Annotated in this window: 15 protein-coding genes; 9 read left to right on the top strand and 6 right to left on the bottom strand. The window is 71.3% G+C overall.

Going from position 1 to position 16,233, the window contains the following annotated elements:
* Positions 1–88: 88 nt before the first annotated feature.
* Positions 89–1,510 (bottom strand): Fe-S cluster assembly protein SufB, encoded by a 1,422-nt coding sequence (sufB, locus tag IEZ04_RS27775; protein WP_189219726.1) that lies wholly within the window; start codon positions 1,508–1,510, stop codon positions 89–91.
* Complete coding sequence (locus IEZ04_RS27770; protein ID WP_189219725.1) at positions 1,507–2,328, bottom strand: helix-turn-helix transcriptional regulator; 822 nt, start codon at positions 2,326–2,328, stop codon at positions 1,507–1,509. The genes sufB and IEZ04_RS27770 overlap by 4 nt, the downstream gene beginning before the upstream one ends.
* A gap of 161 nt (positions 2,329–2,489) precedes the next feature.
* On the opposite strand from IEZ04_RS27770, the gene IEZ04_RS27765 reads away from it, so the two are divergent.
* The 4 genes from IEZ04_RS27765 (at position 2,490) to IEZ04_RS27750 (ending at position 6,109) form a co-directional block, all read left to right on the top strand.
* Positions 2,490–3,326, top strand: a complete 837-nt coding sequence (locus IEZ04_RS27765; RefSeq protein WP_189219724.1) for an AAC(3) family N-acetyltransferase — start codon at positions 2,490–2,492, stop codon at positions 3,324–3,326.
* An 11-nt stretch (positions 3,327–3,337) separates the two neighbouring features.
* On the top strand, positions 3,338–4,261 hold the full coding sequence (locus IEZ04_RS27760) for an ABC transporter ATP-binding protein (protein ID WP_189219723.1): 924 nt from the start codon (positions 3,338–3,340) through the stop codon (positions 4,259–4,261).
* A complete protein-coding gene (locus tag IEZ04_RS27755) occupies positions 4,258–5,028 on the top strand; it encodes an ABC transporter permease (RefSeq protein ID WP_189219722.1) in 771 nt (256 codons plus the stop codon). Before IEZ04_RS27760 ends, IEZ04_RS27755 begins: the two co-directional genes overlap by 4 nt.
* A gap of 73 nt (positions 5,029–5,101) precedes the next feature.
* Entirely contained in the window at positions 5,102–6,109 is a 1,008-nt protein-coding gene (locus IEZ04_RS27750) for a COX15/CtaA family protein (RefSeq protein WP_189219721.1), read from the top strand.
* A 43-nt stretch (positions 6,110–6,152) separates the two neighbouring features.
* Here IEZ04_RS27750 and IEZ04_RS27745 read toward each other — a convergent pair whose 3' ends face one another.
* The 3 genes from IEZ04_RS27745 to IEZ04_RS27735 all read right to left on the bottom strand — a co-directional run bounded on the left by IEZ04_RS27745 (position 6,153) and on the right by IEZ04_RS27735 (position 8,772).
* Positions 6,153–7,259: an amidohydrolase family protein gene (locus IEZ04_RS27745; protein WP_189219720.1), complete on the bottom strand. Its 1,107-nt coding sequence runs from the start codon at positions 7,257–7,259 to the stop codon at positions 6,153–6,155.
* A 114-nt stretch (positions 7,260–7,373) separates the two neighbouring features.
* Positions 7,374–7,730, bottom strand: coding sequence for a hypothetical protein (locus IEZ04_RS27740; protein ID WP_189219719.1), 357 nt, complete (start codon positions 7,728–7,730; stop codon positions 7,374–7,376).
* Positions 7,731–7,818: 88 nt separating this feature from the next.
* Positions 7,819–8,772 (bottom strand): heme o synthase, encoded by a 954-nt coding sequence (locus IEZ04_RS27735; RefSeq protein ID WP_189219718.1) that lies wholly within the window; start codon positions 8,770–8,772, stop codon positions 7,819–7,821.
* A gap of 477 nt (positions 8,773–9,249) precedes the next feature.
* Here IEZ04_RS27735 and tkt point away from each other — a divergent pair, with 477 nt between their 5' ends.
* Genes tkt through pgl form a run of 5 tightly spaced genes read left to right on the top strand, consistent with a single transcriptional unit; the run spans position 9,250 to position 15,985 of the window.
* Positions 9,250–11,337: a transketolase gene (gene tkt / locus IEZ04_RS27730; protein WP_189219717.1), complete on the top strand. Its 2,088-nt coding sequence runs from the start codon at positions 9,250–9,252 to the stop codon at positions 11,335–11,337.
* A gap of 34 nt (positions 11,338–11,371) precedes the next feature.
* Positions 11,372–12,490: a transaldolase gene (tal, locus tag IEZ04_RS27725; RefSeq protein WP_189219716.1), complete on the top strand. Its 1,119-nt coding sequence runs from the start codon at positions 11,372–11,374 to the stop codon at positions 12,488–12,490.
* A gap of 5 nt (positions 12,491–12,495) precedes the next feature.
* Positions 12,496–14,019: a glucose-6-phosphate dehydrogenase gene (zwf, locus tag IEZ04_RS27720; RefSeq protein ID WP_189219715.1), complete on the top strand. Its 1,524-nt coding sequence runs from the start codon at positions 12,496–12,498 to the stop codon at positions 14,017–14,019.
* Complete coding sequence (gene opcA, locus IEZ04_RS27715; protein WP_189219714.1) at positions 14,016–15,206, top strand: glucose-6-phosphate dehydrogenase assembly protein OpcA; 1,191 nt, start codon at positions 14,016–14,018, stop codon at positions 15,204–15,206. Before zwf ends, opcA begins: the two co-directional genes overlap by 4 nt.
* Complete coding sequence (gene pgl, locus IEZ04_RS27710; protein ID WP_189219713.1) at positions 15,203–15,985, top strand: 6-phosphogluconolactonase; 783 nt, start codon at positions 15,203–15,205, stop codon at positions 15,983–15,985. Before opcA ends, pgl begins: the two co-directional genes overlap by 4 nt.
* Positions 15,986–16,057: 72 nt before the next feature.
* Here pgl and IEZ04_RS27705 read toward each other — a convergent pair.
* Positions 16,058–16,233, bottom strand: a 176-nt coding sequence (locus tag IEZ04_RS27705; RefSeq protein ID WP_506004866.1) for a phosphoglucose isomerase-related protein, incomplete at its 5' end; no start/stop codon positions are given.

The raw sequence follows: 16,233 nt of genomic DNA, 5'->3' as shown, positions 1-16,233 counted from the left end.
TCTTCCTACGTCAGATCAATTGTGATCGGGCGGCCCGCCCGCATCTGCCCGGGGGCGGGCCGTCGCTGCCTGGAGGGGGCCGCGGTCGTCAGCCGACCGCGCCCTCCATCTGCAGCTCGATCAGCCGGTTGAGCTCCAGCGCGTACTCCATGGGCAGCTCCTTGGCGATCGGCTCGACGAAGCCGCGCACGATCATCGCCATCGCCTCGTCCTCGGAGAGGCCGCGGCTCATCAGGTAGAAGAGCTGGTCCTCGGAGACCTTGGAGACGGTCGCCTCGTGGCCCATGGACACGTCGTCCTCGCGGACGTCCACGTAGGGGTAGGTGTCCGAGCGGGAGATGGTGTCGACGAGCAGCGCGTCGCACAGCACGTTCGACTTGGCGCCGGGGGCGCCCTCACCGATCTCGATCAGGCCGCGGTAGGAGGTGCGGCCACCGCCGCGGGCCACCGACTTGGAGACGATGTTCGAGGAGGTGTTCGGGGCCATGTGGACCATCTTGGCGCCCGCGTCCTGGTGCTGGCCCTCGCCCGCGAAGGCGATGGACAGGGTCTCGCCCTTGGCGTGCTCGCCCATCAGGTAGACGGCCGGGTACTTCATCGTCACCTTGGAGCCGATGTTGCCGTCGATCCACTCCATGGTCGCGCCCTCGTACGCCACGGCGCGCTTGGTGACCAGGTTGTAGACGTTGTTCGACCAGTTCTGGATGGTCGTGTAACGGCAGCGGGCGTTCTTCTTGACGATGATCTCGACCACGGCGGAGTGCAGCGAGTCCGACTTGTAGATCGGCGCGGTGCAGCCCTCGACGTAGTGCACGTAGGCACCCTCGTCGACGATGATCAGGGTCCGCTCGAACTGGCCCATGTTCTCGGTGTTGATCCGGAAGTAGGCCTGGAGCGGGATCTCCACGTGCACGTTCTTCGGCACGTAGATGAAGGAGCCGCCGGACCACACGGCGGTGTTCAGCGCGGCGAACTTGTTGTCACCGGCCGGGATGACCGTGCCGAAGTACTCCTTGAAGAGCTCCGGGTGCTCCTTCAGCGCGGTGTCGGTGTCGAGGAAGATGACGCCCTGCTCCTCCAGGTCCTCGCGGATCTGGTGGTAGACGACCTCGGACTCGTACTGCGCGGCGACACCGGCGACGAGGCGCTGCTTCTCCGCCTCCGGGATGCCGAGCTTGTCGTACGTGTTCTTGATGTCCTCGGGCAGGTCCTCCCATGACTGGGCCTGCTTCTCCGTGGACCGCACGAAGTACTTGATGTTGTCGAAGTCGATGCCCGACAGGTCGGAGCCCCAGTTCGGCATGGGCTTCTTCTCGAAGAGCTTCAGACCCTTGAGGCGGAGCTTGGTCATCCACTCCGGCTCGGACTTCTTGTCCGAGATGTCGCGGACGACCGCCTCGCTCAGACCGCGCTTCGCTGCGGCGCCGGCCACGTCGGAGTCGGCCCAGCCGTATTCGTACTTGCCCAGGCCCTCGAGCTCAGGGTGGGCAGTCTCCGTGGGGAGAGTCATGCGGGGTTCCTCCCGGCCGTGCTTGCAGATGCGTTGTGGGTGGTCTTGGAAGTCTTCGGCGCCGTGGGGGCCGGCGCGGCCCTCCCGGCGGTGTGCGGCGCCCCCGCGTCCTGCGGCGGCGCCTTGGGGATGAACGTCGTGCAGACACCGTCGCCGTGCGCGATCGTCGCCAGCCGCTGGACATGCGTCCCGAGCAACTGGGAGAAGACCTCGGTCTCCGCCTCGCAGAGCTGCGGGAACTGTTCGGCGACGTGGGCGACCGGGCAGTGGTGCTGGCAGAGCTGCTCGCCCCGGTGCGGGGGCGGCGCGCTGCGCGCCATAGCAGCGTACCCGTCCGCGCTCAGGGCCTTGGCCAGGGCTTCCGTGCGCTCCTCGGGGGCGGCCCCCTCGATCGCCGCGCGGTACGCGCGCGCCTGGGCGGCGATCCGCGCGCGGGCGAAGGCGACGACCGCCTCGTCCCCGCCCCCGTGCTCGGCGATCCAGCGCAGCGCGTCCATGGCGAGCTTGTCGTACGACTGGTCGAAGGCGTCCCGGCCGCAGTCGGTCAGGGCGAACACCTTGGCCGGCCGGCCGCGCGTCCGCGCGCCGTAGACCCGCTGCTCACGGGGCTGCACGACATTGTCGGCGACCAGTGCGTCGAGGTGGCGCCGGACGGCCGCCTGGGTGAGTCCGAGGCGTCCGGCGAGCTCGGCGACGGTCGACGGCCCGTGGTCCAGGATGGACCGCGCGACCCGGTTGCGCGTCGAGCGCTCACCGGTCGCGAACTCCTCCTGAGGGGCCCCCGCGGGGGTCTCCCGGGTCTCGCCGACGTTTTTCACAACGCCATTGTTGCGTAATTCTTCAGGACCGGGCAAGCCGCGTCCCGCCCGCCCCACGGTGCGCTACATCACTTAGGCATACCTAAGGTGACCTGCGGAAACGATCACCGCTCGATCAAGGCGGTGGTGCGCCGGTGCTCGGTCCGGGAGACTCCGTGAACATGCCGACATCCCCTCCCACCGGCCCTCTCGTCACCCGTGACGCACTCGCCGCGCACCTGCGCACGCTCGGCGTCCGTCCCGGTGAGCTCCTCCTGGTCCACTCGTCCCTCAGCGCGCTCGGCTGGGTGAACGGCGGTCCGGTGACCGTCGTCCAGGCCCTGCTGGACGCCCTGGGCCCGGACGGCACCCTCGTGGTCCCCACGCAGACCGGCGACCTCTCCGACCCGGCGCTGTGGGGCGACCCGCCGGTGCCCGAGGAGTGGTGGGAGACCATCCGGGCGACGATGCCCGCGTACGACCCGCTCGTCTCGCCCTCGCGCGGGGTCGGCGTCGTCCCGGAGACGGTGCGGAACTGGCCGGGCGCCCTGCGCAGCGCCCACCCCGAGACCTCCTTCGCCGCGCTCGGACCGGACGCCGCGGCGGTCCTCAAGGGCCACGCGCCCGACTGCCGGCTGGGCGAGCGGAGCCCCCTCGCCCGCCTGGAGGAACGGGGCGCGCGGGTCCTGCTGCTCGGCGCGGGTTACGACTCGTGCACCGCCTTCCACCTGGCCGAGTACCGGCTCCCGGCGCCACTGGTCGAGGTGGGCCGCCCGGCGCCCGGCGGCGGCTGGCAGCGGGTGACGGAGGTGTCGATCACCTCCGAGCGGTTCGACGAGCTGGGACACGACTTCGAACGGGACCGGCCGGTCGCCCGGGGGCGGGTGGGCGCGGCGGAGGCGCGGCTGTTCCCGGTGGCCGACGCGGTCGCCTACGCGCAGGCGTGGCTGGCCCTGCACCGCCCCCGTGAGGGGGACGTCACCGCACCCGCCCGGCCGGCGCCTCCGCCGCGTCCCTAGACTTGGCACCCATGCGAAGTGAGCCCGTGGTCCAGGTACAGGCCCTGGTGAAGCGGTACGGCGGCAAGACCGCGGTGGACGGCCTCGACCTGGTGGCCCGGGCGGGTGTCACCGCCGTCCTCGGTCCCAACGGAGCGGGCAAGACCACCACGGTCGAGACCTGCGAGGGCTACCGGGAACCGGACTCCGGCACGGTGCGCGTGCTGGGTCTCGACCCGGTGCGCCAGGCCCGTGAGCTGCGCCCGCGGATCGGCGTGATGCTCCAGTCCGGCGGCGTCTACTCCGGAGCCCGCGCCGACGAGATGCTCCGCCACATGGCGAGACTCCACGCGCACCCACTGGATGTGGACGCGCTGATCGAACGGCTCGGCCTCGGCTCCTGCGGCCGCACGAGCTACCGCCGCCTCTCCGGCGGCCAGCAGCAGCGGCTCGCCCTCGCGATGGCCGTGGTGGGCCGGCCGGAGCTGGTCTTCCTGGACGAGCCGACCGCGGGCCTGGACCCGCAGGCGCGCCGGGCCACCTGGGACCTCGTGCGCGAGCTGCGCGCGGACGGCGTGTCGGTCCTCCTCACCACCCACCACATGGACGAGGCCGAGCAGCTCGCCGACGATGTCGCGATCATCGACGCGGGCCGGGTCGTCGCCCAGGGCTCGCCCGAGGAACTGTGCCGCGGCGGCGCCGAGAACACCCTGCGCTTCACCGGCCGCCCTGGCCTGGACGTGAGCTCCCTGCTGAAGGCGCTGCCCGCCGACAGCACGGCCGCCGAGCCGGCACCCGGCGTCTACCGGGTGAGCGGCAGGATCGACCCCCAGCTCCTCGCGACCGTCACCACCTGGTGCGCCCAGCACGGGGTGATGCCGGACGGGATCGCGGTGGAGCGGCACACGCTCGAGGACGTCTTCCTGGAGCTCACCGGCAAGGAGCTGCGTTCATGACCTCGACCGGCACGTACACGCCCCGGCCGGGCGCGGCCCCCCTCCCCCGCATGATCGCGGCACAGGCGGCGCTGGAGACGCGGATGCTCCTGCGCAACGGGGAGCAGCTGCTCCTCACCGTCGTCATCCCGACGCTGCTGCTGGTGCTCTTCGGCACGGTGGACATCGTGGACACGGGCGAGGACAGGGCCGTGGACTTCCTCGCCCCGGGCGTCCTCGCGCTCGCGGTGATGTCGACGGCGTTCACGGGCCAGGCGATCGCCACGGGCTTCGAGCGCCGCTACGGCGTCCTCAAGCGCCTCGCCGCCTCGCCGCTGCCCCGCTGGGGCCTGATGACCGCGAAGACGATATCCGTGCTGGTCACGGAGATCCTCCAGGTCGTCCTCGTCACGGTGATCGCCTTCGCCCTCGGCTGGTCCCCGCACGGCAACCCCTTCGCCGTCCTCCTCCTGCTGGTCCTCGGCACGGCCGCGTTCTCCGGGCTCGGCCTGCTGATGGCGGGCACCCTGAAGGCGGAGGCCACGCTGGCCGCCGCGAACCTGGTCTTCCTGCTGCTGCTCGTGGGCGGCGGGGTGATCGTGCCGCTGGACAGGTTCCCGGACGCCGCGCAGGCCGTGCTCGGACTGCTGCCGATCTCGGCCCTGTCGGAGGGGCTGCGGGACGTCCTCCAGCACGGCGCCGGGGTGCCGTGGGTCGACCTCGGGATCCTCGCCGTGTGGGCGGTCCTCGGGCTCGGCGCGGCGGCCCGGTTCTTCCGCTGGGAGTAGCCGCCCCGGCCCGGCCGCGGAAGTGGCCGGGACCCGGCCCCCTCGTGAATCCGTGCACAAGCGTGCGCCTACCATGGTGCCCGTGCCAAACGAGACTCGCACCGACGCGACGGCTGCCCTCCGCAACCCCCTCGCCCACATCGCCGCACGCTGGACCCCCACTCCGGAGACGGTCCGGCGCGCGGCCCTCACCGCGCTCGTCATGTCGGTGGTCATCGTGGTCACCGGCGGCGCCGTGCGGCTCACCGGCTCCGGGCTCGGCTGCCCCACCTGGCCGAAGTGCACCGAGGACTCGCTCACCAGCACCAGCGAGATGGGCCTGCACGGCGCCATCGAGTTCGGCAACCGCCTGCTCACGTACGTCCTGTGCGCCGCCGTCGGCTGGGCGATCATCGCCGCGCGCTCGCAGAAGCCGTGGCGGCGCGACCTGACACGGCTCGGCTGGGCGCAGTTCTGGGTCGTGATGGGCAACGCGATCCTGGGCGGCATCGTCGTCCTCGTCGGCCTGAACCCGTACACGGTCGCCGCGCACTTCCTGCTCTCCACCGCGCTCATCGCCGTGGCCACCCTGATGTGGCAGCGCACCCGCGAGGGCAGCGGCGCGCCGCGCCCGCTGGTCGGCAAGGCGGTGCAGCAGCTCGTCTGGGTCCTGGTCGTGGCGACCGTCCTGCTGATCGCGGTCGGCACCGTCGTCACGGGCGCCGGTCCGCACGCCGGCGACTCCAGCGACGTGCCCCGCATGCCGGTGGACTGGGAGGCGGTCAGCAAGCTGCACGCCGTCCTCGCCTGGATCGTGGTGACGCTGACGTTCGCCCTGTGGTTCGTCCTCAAGGCGGTCGACGCCCCGAGGGCCCCGCTGGCACGGACCCGGGATCTGTTCCTCGTCCTGCTCGCCCAGGGCGTCATCGGCTACGTCCAGTACTTCACCGATCTCCCCGAGATCCTGGTCGGCGCCCACATGCTCGGCTCCTGCCTGGTGTGGATCGCCACCCTGATGGTGCTGCTGTCACTGCGCGAGCGGCCGGAGACCACGCCGGTCCCGACCGAGCCCGCGGCGGAGAAGGTCGTCACGCGCGCGTGAAGCACCCCTGAGTCTCCGAGGGCCCCCGCGCGCGGGGGCCCTCTCATTTCAGCCCGTACACCCGCCGCGCGTTCTCCGAGGCGATCAGCCCGGCCACCCGCTGCGCGTCCGTCAGCGACCACGCACCGTCGGCGACCCAGGTCCCCAGCACCCGCGCCAGCGCCTCCCGGAACAGCCGCGCGCCCACCACGTGCAGCTCGGGCAGGTTCCGGGCGCCGCTGGAGAAGATCAGCTTGCCGAAGGGGGCCAGTTCCAGAACTTCGGCGAGGACGGCGGACGCCCGGGCTCCCGTACGGCCGAGCCCAGCGCCCAGATCGGCGTACACGTGCGGGAAGACCCCGGCGAGGTGGGCCGCGTGCCGGTGGTACGGGTAGCCGTGCAGCAGCACCAGATCGGTGCCGAGCCCCGCCGTGGCCCGCGCGAAGTCGGTGAGCAGGACCGGGTCCGTACGGTCCACGCGCAGGCCGGGCTCGCCCAGGCCCGCGTGGAGCTGGAGGGGCCGGCCCGAGGCCACGGCGATCCACAGCAGCTGGCGGAGCAGCACCGGGTCCGTGAGCGTGCCGCCGACCGGCCGGTCCGCGAGCCAGCGCCCGGCGGCGCCCCGCACCTCCCCGGCCCCGGGCGGCTCGGGCGCGAGCGCCAGGCCGTGCCGTACGCCCGCCACCGAGGTGAAGGCGACCGCGTGCACGGCCGCGCCGTGCACCGCCTCGGCGAGGTTGGCGAGGAAGGAACCGACCGTGCCGGAGGTGTCGGCGACCTGCTCGGCGAGGAGCTCCAGGCGGACGATCTCGTGGGCCTCGGCCGCGCCCGCGGCGGCCAGCTCGCGGGGGCCCGTGACGTCGCCGGGCAGCCCGGTGTCGACGAGGTAGGCCGTGATGCCGCTGCCGCGCAGCAGTCTGCGGCCGGCCTCCGGAACGCCCAGCTCGCGACGGCGGGCGAGATACCGGGCGGGCGGGCAGTGCGGTTCCAGGCCGAGCAGGGGCGGGCACCAGCGGCGCACCGCGAAGCCGGTCTGGGTGTCGAAGAAGGTGGTTCCGGGCGCGGGCGGACCCTCGCTGCGGGTCAGCTGGGCCTCGAAGGTGCCGAGGCCCAGCTCCGTGCGCAGCACTCCGTGGCAGTACTGGTCCACCAGGGACGGCGTTTCGATCATCCGGGCTCTCCCGCGACTGGACCGTGTCTCCACACGTCCTAACGGGTGAACCGGCACCAGGTGTTGCTGTCCCCTGCGCCGTACGCACGACCGACAGCCGTCGGCCGCCGGCCGTCAGCCGTTGCGGGGACCGCCCACCTGGATGCCCGCCATCCGCGACCACTCGTAGGGGCCGGTGCGCAGCCGGGCCGCGAAGTCGCCGTCGAAGGTCTCGTGCACGGTGATCCCGGCCCTGCGCACGGCCTCCTCGGCGAGCGCGTGGGCGGGGGCCGCGAGGTCGCCCCACTCGCCGTCCCCGCCGACGAGCACGATGCGGGCGCCGCGCTCCCCGAGGTACTCGACATGCCCCTCGGCCCCGCCGTGCGCCTTCGCGAACGCGGAGATCTGCTTGGCGAGCCTGGCCGCCCTGCGCCCGGCCTTGGCGTCCGGGGCCGCGTCGGTGGTCTCGTCGACCTGCTGGGTGTCTGCCATGGGCAGGATGCTACCCACGGGTACGGCCCATGAAGACGGGCGGGGTGCGTGGCTTTCACCACGCACCCCGCCCGTCTCGGACCGGGGTTCAGCGCAGGAACGGATCCACCGCCACCGCCACGAAGAGCAGCGACACGTACGTGATGGACCAGTGGAACAGGCGCATCTCCTTGAGCTTGCCGCCCGTGACGCCGCCCTTGGCGCGGCTCTGCAGCGCGTGCGCCTCCCACAGCCACCAGCCGCCCGCCGCCAGCGCGACCGCGGTGTAGAACCAGCCCGTGTAGCCGAGGGGCTGCAGCAGCAGCGAGACGGCCACCATCACCCAGCTGTAGACGACGATCTGGCGGGCCACCGCCTTGTTGCCGGCGATGACCGGGAGCATCGGCACGCCCACGCGCGCGTAGTCGTCCTTCACCTTCATCGACAGCGGCCAGTAGTGCGGCGGCGTCCAGAAGAAGATGACCAGGAAGAGGATGACGGCGGCCCACGACATCGAGTCGGTGACGGAGGACCAGCCGATCAGCACCGGCATGCAGCCCGCGATGCCGCCCCACACGATGTTCTGCGCGGTGCGCCGCTTGAGGATCATCGTGTAGACGACCACGTAGAAGAGGAGCGCGCCGAGCGAGAGCCACGCGGACAGCCAGTTGACGAGCAGGCCGAACCAGAGGGTGGAGACCACCGCGAGGGTGAGGCCGAAGACCAGGCCCTCGCGCGGGCTGACCATGCCGGTGACGAGCGGCCGCCGCGCGGTGCGTTCCATCAGCGCGTCGATGTCCCGGTCGATGTACATGTTGAGCGCGTTGGCGCCGCCCGCGGAGAGGTATCCGCCGATGCATGTATTGAGCACCAGCCACAGATCCGGGACACCTTGTTCCGCCAGGAACATCACCGGAACGGTGGTGATCAGCAGAAGCTCGATGATCCGCGGCTTGGTGAGGGCCACGAAGGCCATGACGCGGGCCCCGAACGGCCGCTGGCCCCGGTTGCCAGTGCTGCTAGCCCCAAGCGCACCCGGTGGACGGGATTCGACGGCCGTCACGCACACCCCTGACAGAGACTCCCAGCGAGCCCCGGTTGTGAACTCCCGGTAAAGGCTCGCGCGTACCACGCCACTGTAGACGTTGCCCAGAGCGAGCCCTTCAGAGGGGTGGGGTCGTGTTGGGAGGTGCCGCGCGAAGGGCGCAGCGGGGACGAATGCGGTGACATGTCCGGTGGTGAATGCGGTGCCGAATCCGGTGCCGGAGACAGTGTGCGCGACGAGCCGCATCCCGCTCGTTCGAGCACTCGATTGAGCGGCTCGGCGACCGGATGCGTATTCAGAAGTCGAATGCGGTATTCCGGGCTCCGGCATACGGAAGCGCCTGTTCGGGAGGCGTATGGAGGACAGTCACGGCAGCTTGGGATGAAGTCTGGATTGACTCGAAAAGATGCACGTTCCGGCGGGGGTAGGCTCAACATCGGCCGGTGCCGCCGAGAACACCGGCATTCAACCTGTGGAGAGGAGCCCTGACTCAGGGTGAGCACCAAGCCGACCACTTCAGACCTCACGTGGACCGAGCTGGACCAGCGTGCCGTCGACACCGCTCGTGTCCTGGCCGCCGATGCCGTACAGAAGGTGGGCAACGGCCATCCGGGTACGGCGATGAGCCTCGCGCCCGCCGCATACACCCTGTTCCAGAAGGTGATGCGGCACGACCCGGCCGACCCGGACTGGACCGGCCGTGACCGGTTCGTGCTGTCCGCGGGCCACTCCTCCCTGACCCTCTACGTCCAGCTGTACCTGGGCGGTTTCGGTCTGGAGCTGGAGGACCTGCAGGCCTTCCGCACCCACGGCTCGAAGACGCCGGGTCACCCGGAGTACGGGCACACCAAGGGCGTCGAGACCACCACCGGCCCGCTGGGCCAGGGTGTCGCCAACGCGGTGGGCATGGCGATGGCCGCCCGCTACGAGCGCGGTCTGTTCGACCCGGAGACCCCTCAGGGCGAGTCCCCCTTCGACCACCACGTCTTCGTGATCGCCGGTGACGGCTGCCTCCAGGAGGGCATCTCCGCCGAGGCGTCCTCGCTGGCCGGGCACCAGAAGCTCGGCAACCTGATCATGCTGTGGGACGACAACCACATCTCGATCGAGGGTGACACGGAGACCGCGATCTCCGAGGACACGATCAAGCGGTACGAGGCGTACGGCTGGCACGTCCAGCGCGTCGAGCCCGCCGAGAGCGGCGACATCGACGTCCACGCCCTGTACCAGGCGATCGAGGCCGCCAAGGCGGTGACGGACCGCCCGTCCTTCATCGCGATGCGCACGATCATCGCCTGGCCCGCCCCGAACGCGCAGAACACCGAGGCCGCGCACGGCTCGGCGCTGGGCGAGGACGAGGTCGCGGCCACCAAGCGCGTGCTCGGCTTCGACCCGGAGAAGCACTTCGAGGTCGCCGACGAGGTCATCGCCCACACCCGTGCCCTGGCCGAGCGCGGCCGTGAGGAGCGCGCCGCGTGGGACAAGAAGGTGCAGGAGTGGCGTGAGGCCAGCCCGGAGCGCGCCGCCGAGTTCGACCGGATCGCCAAGGGCGAGCTGCCCGCGGGCTGGGAGGAGAAGCTTCCGGTCTTCGAGGCTGGCAAGGGCGTCGCCACCCGCGCCGCGTCCGGCAAGGTCCTCCAGGCGCTCGGCGCGGTGATCCCGGAGCTGTGGGGCGGCTCGGCCGACCTGGCCGGCTCCAACAACACCACGATCGACAAGACGAGCTCCTTCCTGCCGGAGGGCAACCCGCTGCCGGAGGCGGACCCGTACGGCCGTACGGTCCACTTCGGCATCCGCGAGCACGCCATGGCCGCCGCCATGAACGGCATCGCGCTGCACGGCAACACCCGCATCTACGGCGGCACCTTCCTGGTGTTCTCCGACTACATGCGCAACGCCGTCCGGCTGTCCGCCCTGATGCACCTGCCGGTGACGTACGTGTGGACGCACGACTCCATCGGCCTCGGCGAGGACGGCCCGACCCACCAGCCGGTCGAGCACCTCGCCTCGCTGCGCGCCATCCCGGGCCTGAACGTGGTCCGCCCGGCCGACGCCAACGAGACCGCCATCGCCTGGCGCGAGATCCTCAAGCGCTGGACCAAGGAGTTCGGCAAGGGCGCCCCGCACGGCCTGGCGCTGTCCCGCCAGGGCCTGCCGACCTACGAGCCCAACGAGAACGCCGCGCGCGGCGGTTACGTGCTGTTCGAGGCCGAAGGCGGCGAGCCGCAGGTCGTGCTCATCGCCACCGGTTCCGAGGTGCAGCTCGCCGTCGAGGCGCGCGAGCAGCTCCAGGCCGACGGCGTGCCCACGCGCGTGGTCTCCATGCCGTCCGTGGAGTGGTTCGAGGAGCAGGACCAGGGGTACCGGGACAGCGTTCTGCCGCCGTCCGTCAAGGCGCGCGTCGCGGTCGAGGCCGGCATCGCGCTGACCTGGCACAAGTACGTCGGTGACGCCGGCCGCATCGTGTCGCTGGAGCACTTCGGCGCTTCTGCCGACGCGAAGGTGCTGTTCCGCGAGTTCGGTTTCACCGCCGACAACGTGGCCGCCGCCGCCCGGGAATCTCTCGCGGCCGCCCAGCGCTGACGCTCATATACGACACGTAGGAGATGTAATTTCCATGACAGACGCACTCAAGCGCCTCTCCGAAGAAGGCGTGGCGATCTGGCTGGACGACCTGTCGCGCAAGCGGATCACGTCCGGCAACCTCGCCGAGCTGATCGACCAGCAGCACGTCGTGGGCGTCACGACCAACCCGTCGATCTTCCAGAAGGCGATCTCCGAGGGCCACGGTTACGACCAGCAGCTCTCCGACCTGGCCTTCCGCAAGGTCACCGTCGAAGAGGCCATTCGCATGATCACCACGGCGGACGTCCGCGACGCCGCCGACATCATGCGCCCGCTCTTCGACTCGACGAACGGCCAGGACGGCCGGGTCTCCATCGAGGTCGACCCGCGTCTGGCGCACGACACCAAGGCGACCGTCGCCGAGGCCAAGCAGCTCGCCTGGCTGGTGGACCGCCCCAACACGCTCATCAAGATCCCGGCCACCGAGGCGGGTCTTCCGGCGATCGCCGAGGTCATCGGCCTGGGCATCAGCGTCAACGTGACGCTGATCTTCTCGCTGGACCGCTACCGCAAGGTGATGGAGGCGTTCCTGGAGGGCCTGGAGAAGGCCAAGGAGCGCGGCCTGGACCTCTCCGGGATCCACTCCGTGGCGTCCTTCTTCGTTTCCCGCGTGGACACCGAGATCGACAAGCGGATCGACGCCCAGGGCACCGACGAGGCCAAGGCCCTGCGCGGCAAGGCCGGTCTCGCCAACGCGCGCCTCGCCTACCAGGCGTACGAGGAGGTCTTCTCCTCCGACCGCTGGCAGGCGCTGGAGAAGGCGGGCGCCAACAAGCAGCGTCCGCTGTGGGCCTCCACCGGTGTGAAGGACCCCGCGTACAAGAAGACGCTCTACGTCGACGAGCTGGTCGCGCCGAACACGGTGAACACCATGCCGGAGGCCACCCTCTTCGCCACCGAGGAGAGCGGCGAGATCCGCGGCAACACCATCGCCGGCACCTACGAGCAGGCCCGTGCCGACCTGGACGCGCTTGAGAAGATCGGCATCTCGTACGACGAGGTCGTCGACCTGCTGGAGAAGGAGGGCGTCGAGAAGTTCGAGGCCTCCTGGAACGACCTGCTCTCGTCGACCCAGGCGGAGCTTGAGCGCCTCGCTCCCTCGGAGGGCTGAGAACCTTGTCGAGCAGCAATCCGCTGCGTGACGCCGCGGACCGACGGCTCCCGCGTATCGCGGGGCCGTCGGGCCTGGTCATCTTCGGCGTCACTGGCGACCTGTCACGTAAGAAGCTCATGCCTGCCGTGTACGACCTCGCCAACCGCGGACTGCTGCCGCCGGGCTTCTCGCTCGTCGGCTTCGCCCGCCGCGAGTGGGAGGACGAGGACTTCGCGCAGGAGGTCCACGACGCCGTCAAGGAGCACGCGCGCACCCCGTTCCGCGAGGAGGTCTGGCAGCAGCTGGTCCAGGGCATGCGGTTCGTCCAGGGCACCTTCGACGACGACGACGCGTTCGTCCGGCTCCGCGACACCATCCAGGACCTGGACGAGAAGCAGGGCACGGGCGGCAACTTCGCCTTCTACCTGTCCGTGCCGCCGTCCGCGTTCCCGGTGGTCATCCAGCAGCTGAAGAAGCACGGCCTGGCCGACCAGACCCCGGAGTCCTGGCGCCGCGCCGTCATCGAGAAGCCCTTCGGCCACGACCTGAGGTCGGCCGAGGAGCTGAACGGCCTCGTGCACGAGGTCTTCGCCCCGGACCAGGTCTTCCGCATCGACCACTACCTGGGCAAGGAGACCGTCCAGAACATCCTGGCGCTGCGCTTCGCCAACCAGATGTTCGAGCCGATATGGAACCGGTCGTACGTGGACCACGTCCAGATCACGATGGCCGAGGACATCGGCATCGGCGGCCGCGCCGGCTACTACGACGGCATCGGCGCCGCCCGTGACGTGATCCAGAACCACCTCCTCCAGCTCCTGGCCCTCACGGCCATGGAGGAGCCCTCCTCCTTCGACGCGGACGCCCTCGCCGCCGAGAAGACCAAGGTCCTGGAGGCCGTCAGGCTGCCCAAGGACCTGGGCCGGGACACCGTCGCCGCGCAGTACGCGGCCGGCTGGCAGGGCGGTGCCAAGGTCATCGGCTACCTGGAGGAAGAGGGCATCGACCAGGCGTCGAAGACCGACACCTACGCCGCGATCAAGGTGGAGATCGACAACCGCCGCTGGGCGGGCGTCCCCTTCTACCTGCGCACCGGCAAGCGGCTCGGCCGCCGGGTGACGGAGATCGCGGTGGTCTTCCAGCGCGCCCCGCACTCGCCCTTCGACACGACGGCCACCGAGGAGCTCGGCTCCAACGCCATCGTCATCCGGGTCCAGCCCGACGAGGGCGTCACGGTCCGGTTCGGCTCCAAGGTGCCCGGCACCTCGATGGAGATCCGGGACGTCTCCATGGACTTCGCGTACGGCGAGTCGTTCACGGAGTCCAGCCCGGAGGCGTACGAGCGGCTCATCCTCGACGTCCTGCTCGGCGACTCGAACCTCTTCCCGCGCACCGAGGAGGTCGAGCTGTCCTGGAAGATCCTCGACCCGATCGAGGAGTACTGGGACAAGCACGGCAGACCCGCCCAGTACCCGGCGGGCACGTGGGGCCCCGCCGAGGCGGACGAAATGCTCGAACGAGACGGACGGAGCTGGCGCCGGCCATGAAGATCGACCTCACGGACACCACGGCCGGCAAGGTCAACAAGGCGCTGGTCCAGGGCCGTCGTGCCATCGGCACGCCCGCCGTCGGCATGGTGCTCACCCTTGTCATCGTCACCGACGAGGAGAACGCCTACGACGCCCTCAAGGCCGCCGAGGACGCCTCGCGCGAGCACCCCTCGCGCACGCTCGTGGTGATCAAGCGGGTCTCCCGGTCCTCCCGGGAGCGCACGCAGTCCCGGCTGGACGCGGAGATCCGCGTGGGCGCCGACGCGGGCACCGGCGAGACGGTCCTGCTGCGGCTGTACGGCGAGGTGTCCGACCACGCCCAGTCGGTGGTGCTGCCGCTGCTGCTGCCCGACGCCCCCGTGGTCGTCTGGTGGCCGGTGGACGCGCCGCTCGACCCGGCGAAGGACCCGCTCGGTGCCCTCGGCCAGCGCCGGGTCACCGACACGTACGCCGCCGAGCACCCGGTGCGCGAGCTCACCGCCCGCGCCGAGACCTACACCCCCGGTGACACGGACCTGTCGTGGACCCGCATCACGCCCTGGCGTTCGATGCTGGCGGCGGCCCTGGACCAGGTCACCTGCGAGGTGGAGGCGGTCGAGGTCGAGGGCGAGGAGCACAACCCGAGCTGCGAGCTGCTCGCCATGTGGCTCGCGGACCGGCTGGACGTGCCGGTGCAGCGTACGTGGTCCGCCGGTCCCGGACTGACCTCCGTACGGCTGACCACCTCGCGCGGCCCGATCACGCTGAACCGCGCGGACGGCTCCCTCGCGACGCTGTCGATCGAGGGCCAGCCCGACCGGGCGGTCGCCCTCAAGCGCCGTGAGACGTCCGAGCTGATCGCCGAGGAGCTGCGGCGCCTCGACCCGGACGACACGTACGCGTCCGCGCTGCGGTACGGCGTGGAGCGGCTCGCCGGTGGACGGGCCGCCGGGCCCGCCGCCGGGGTCAACCCCGAGGTCGAGTCCCCGGTGCGGGCCGCCGGGAAGGCGTCGGCGGCGCCCGCTCCCGAGGCGGAGACGGAGCCGGAACCGGTGAAGGAGCCGGAGACGGCCGCGGAGTCGGCCCCTGAGGAGACGGCGCCCGGGGCGTCCTCCCCCGAGCCGGCCGAGAAGGCGGCGGCCGAGGCTCCGGCCAGGAAGACGGCGGTGAAGAAGGCCGCGTCGAGGAAGGCGGCCACCAAGTGAGCACTCCGCAGCTGGTCGTCCACCGTGACAAGGAGCTGATGGCGCAGGCCGCCGCGGCCCGGCTGATCACGAAGATCGTGGACGCCCAGGCCTCGCGCGGCTCCGCCTCGGTCGTCCTCACCGGCGGGCGCAACGGCAACGGCCTGCTGGCCGCGCTGGCCACCGCGCCCGCCCGGGACGCGATCGACTGGGCCCACCTCGACCTGTGGTGGGGCGACGAGCGGTTCCTGCCCGAGGGCGACCCGGACCGCAACATCACCCAGGCGCGCGAGGCCCTCCTGGACTCCGTGCCGCTGGACCCGGAGCGCGTGCACGCCATGCCCGCGTCCGACGGTCCGTACGGGAACGACGCGGACGCTGCGGCGGCAGGCTACGCGGAGGAGCTGGCGCGGGCCGCGGCCCCGGAGAACCACGGTGCCGTACCGGCATTCGACGTGCTGATGCTGGGCGTCGGCCCGGACACGCACGTGGCGTCGCTCTTCCCGGAGCTGCCCGCGGTGCGGGAGACCGAGCGGACGGTGGTCGGCGTGCACGGTGCGCCCAAGCCGCCGCCCACCCGGATCACCCTCACCCTGCCCGCGATCCGTTCGGCCCGCGAGGTGTGGCTGCTGGCGGCCGGCGAGGACAAGGCGAACGCCGCCGCGATGGCCCTGTCGGGCGCGGGCGAGATACAGGCCCCGGCCGCGGGCGCGCAGGGGCGCTCCCGGACGCTGTGGCTGCTGGACTCGGCGGCGGCCTCGCAGCTGCCGCGGTCGCTGTACCCGCCGGCTTCTCCCTGACGGGTCGCACGGCTCGTACGACGCACAGAAGGGTGCCCCCCGCCGGGGGCACCCTTCATCGTTTCCGCGCGGTCACTTCCGGCCGCGCAGCTCCCGGTAGGTGGCGACGAGCGCCTTCGACGACTCGTCCAGGCCGGGGACGTCGGCACCCTCGGTGAGGGCGGGTTCGACGCGTTTGGCGAGGACCTTGCCGAGTTCGACGCCCCACTGGTCGAAGGAGTCGATGTTCCAGACGGCGCCCTGGACGA

Origin of the sequence: Streptomyces ruber, assembly GCF_014648075.1 — a bacterium.
GTDB classification, from domain to species: Bacteria; Actinomycetota; Actinomycetes; order Streptomycetales; family Streptomycetaceae; genus Streptomyces; species Streptomyces ruber.
Note: the sequence above shows the minus strand (reverse complement) of the source record. Positions and strands in the feature narration are given on the sequence as shown.

Bases quoted from the DNA above. Each gene is read 5' to 3' on its own strand.
- IEZ04_RS27745 (WP_189219720.1), bottom strand. From the start codon at position 7,259: ATGATCGAAACGCCGTCCCTGGTGGACCAGTACTGCCACGGAGTGCTG.
- IEZ04_RS27760 (WP_189219723.1), top strand. From the start codon at position 3,338: ATGCGAAGTGAGCCCGTGGTCCAGGTACAGGCCCTGGTGAAGCGGTAC.
- opcA (WP_189219714.1), top strand. From the start codon at position 14,016: ATGAAGATCGACCTCACGGACACCACGGCCGGCAAGGTCAACAAGGCG.
- tal (WP_189219716.1), top strand. From the start codon at position 11,372: ATGACAGACGCACTCAAGCGCCTCTCCGAAGAAGGCGTGGCGATCTGG.
- sufB (WP_189219726.1), bottom strand. From the start codon at position 1,510: ATGACTCTCCCCACGGAGACTGCCCACCCTGAGCTCGAGGGCCTGGGC.
- IEZ04_RS27755 (WP_189219722.1), top strand. From the start codon at position 4,258: ATGACCTCGACCGGCACGTACACGCCCCGGCCGGGCGCGGCCCCCCTC.
- IEZ04_RS27740 (WP_189219719.1), bottom strand. From the start codon at position 7,730: ATGGCAGACACCCAGCAGGTCGACGAGACCACCGACGCGGCCCCGGAC.
- IEZ04_RS27765 (WP_189219724.1), top strand. From the start codon at position 2,490: ATGCCGACATCCCCTCCCACCGGCCCTCTCGTCACCCGTGACGCACTC.
- IEZ04_RS27750 (WP_189219721.1), top strand. From the start codon at position 5,102: ATGGTGCCCGTGCCAAACGAGACTCGCACCGACGCGACGGCTGCCCTC.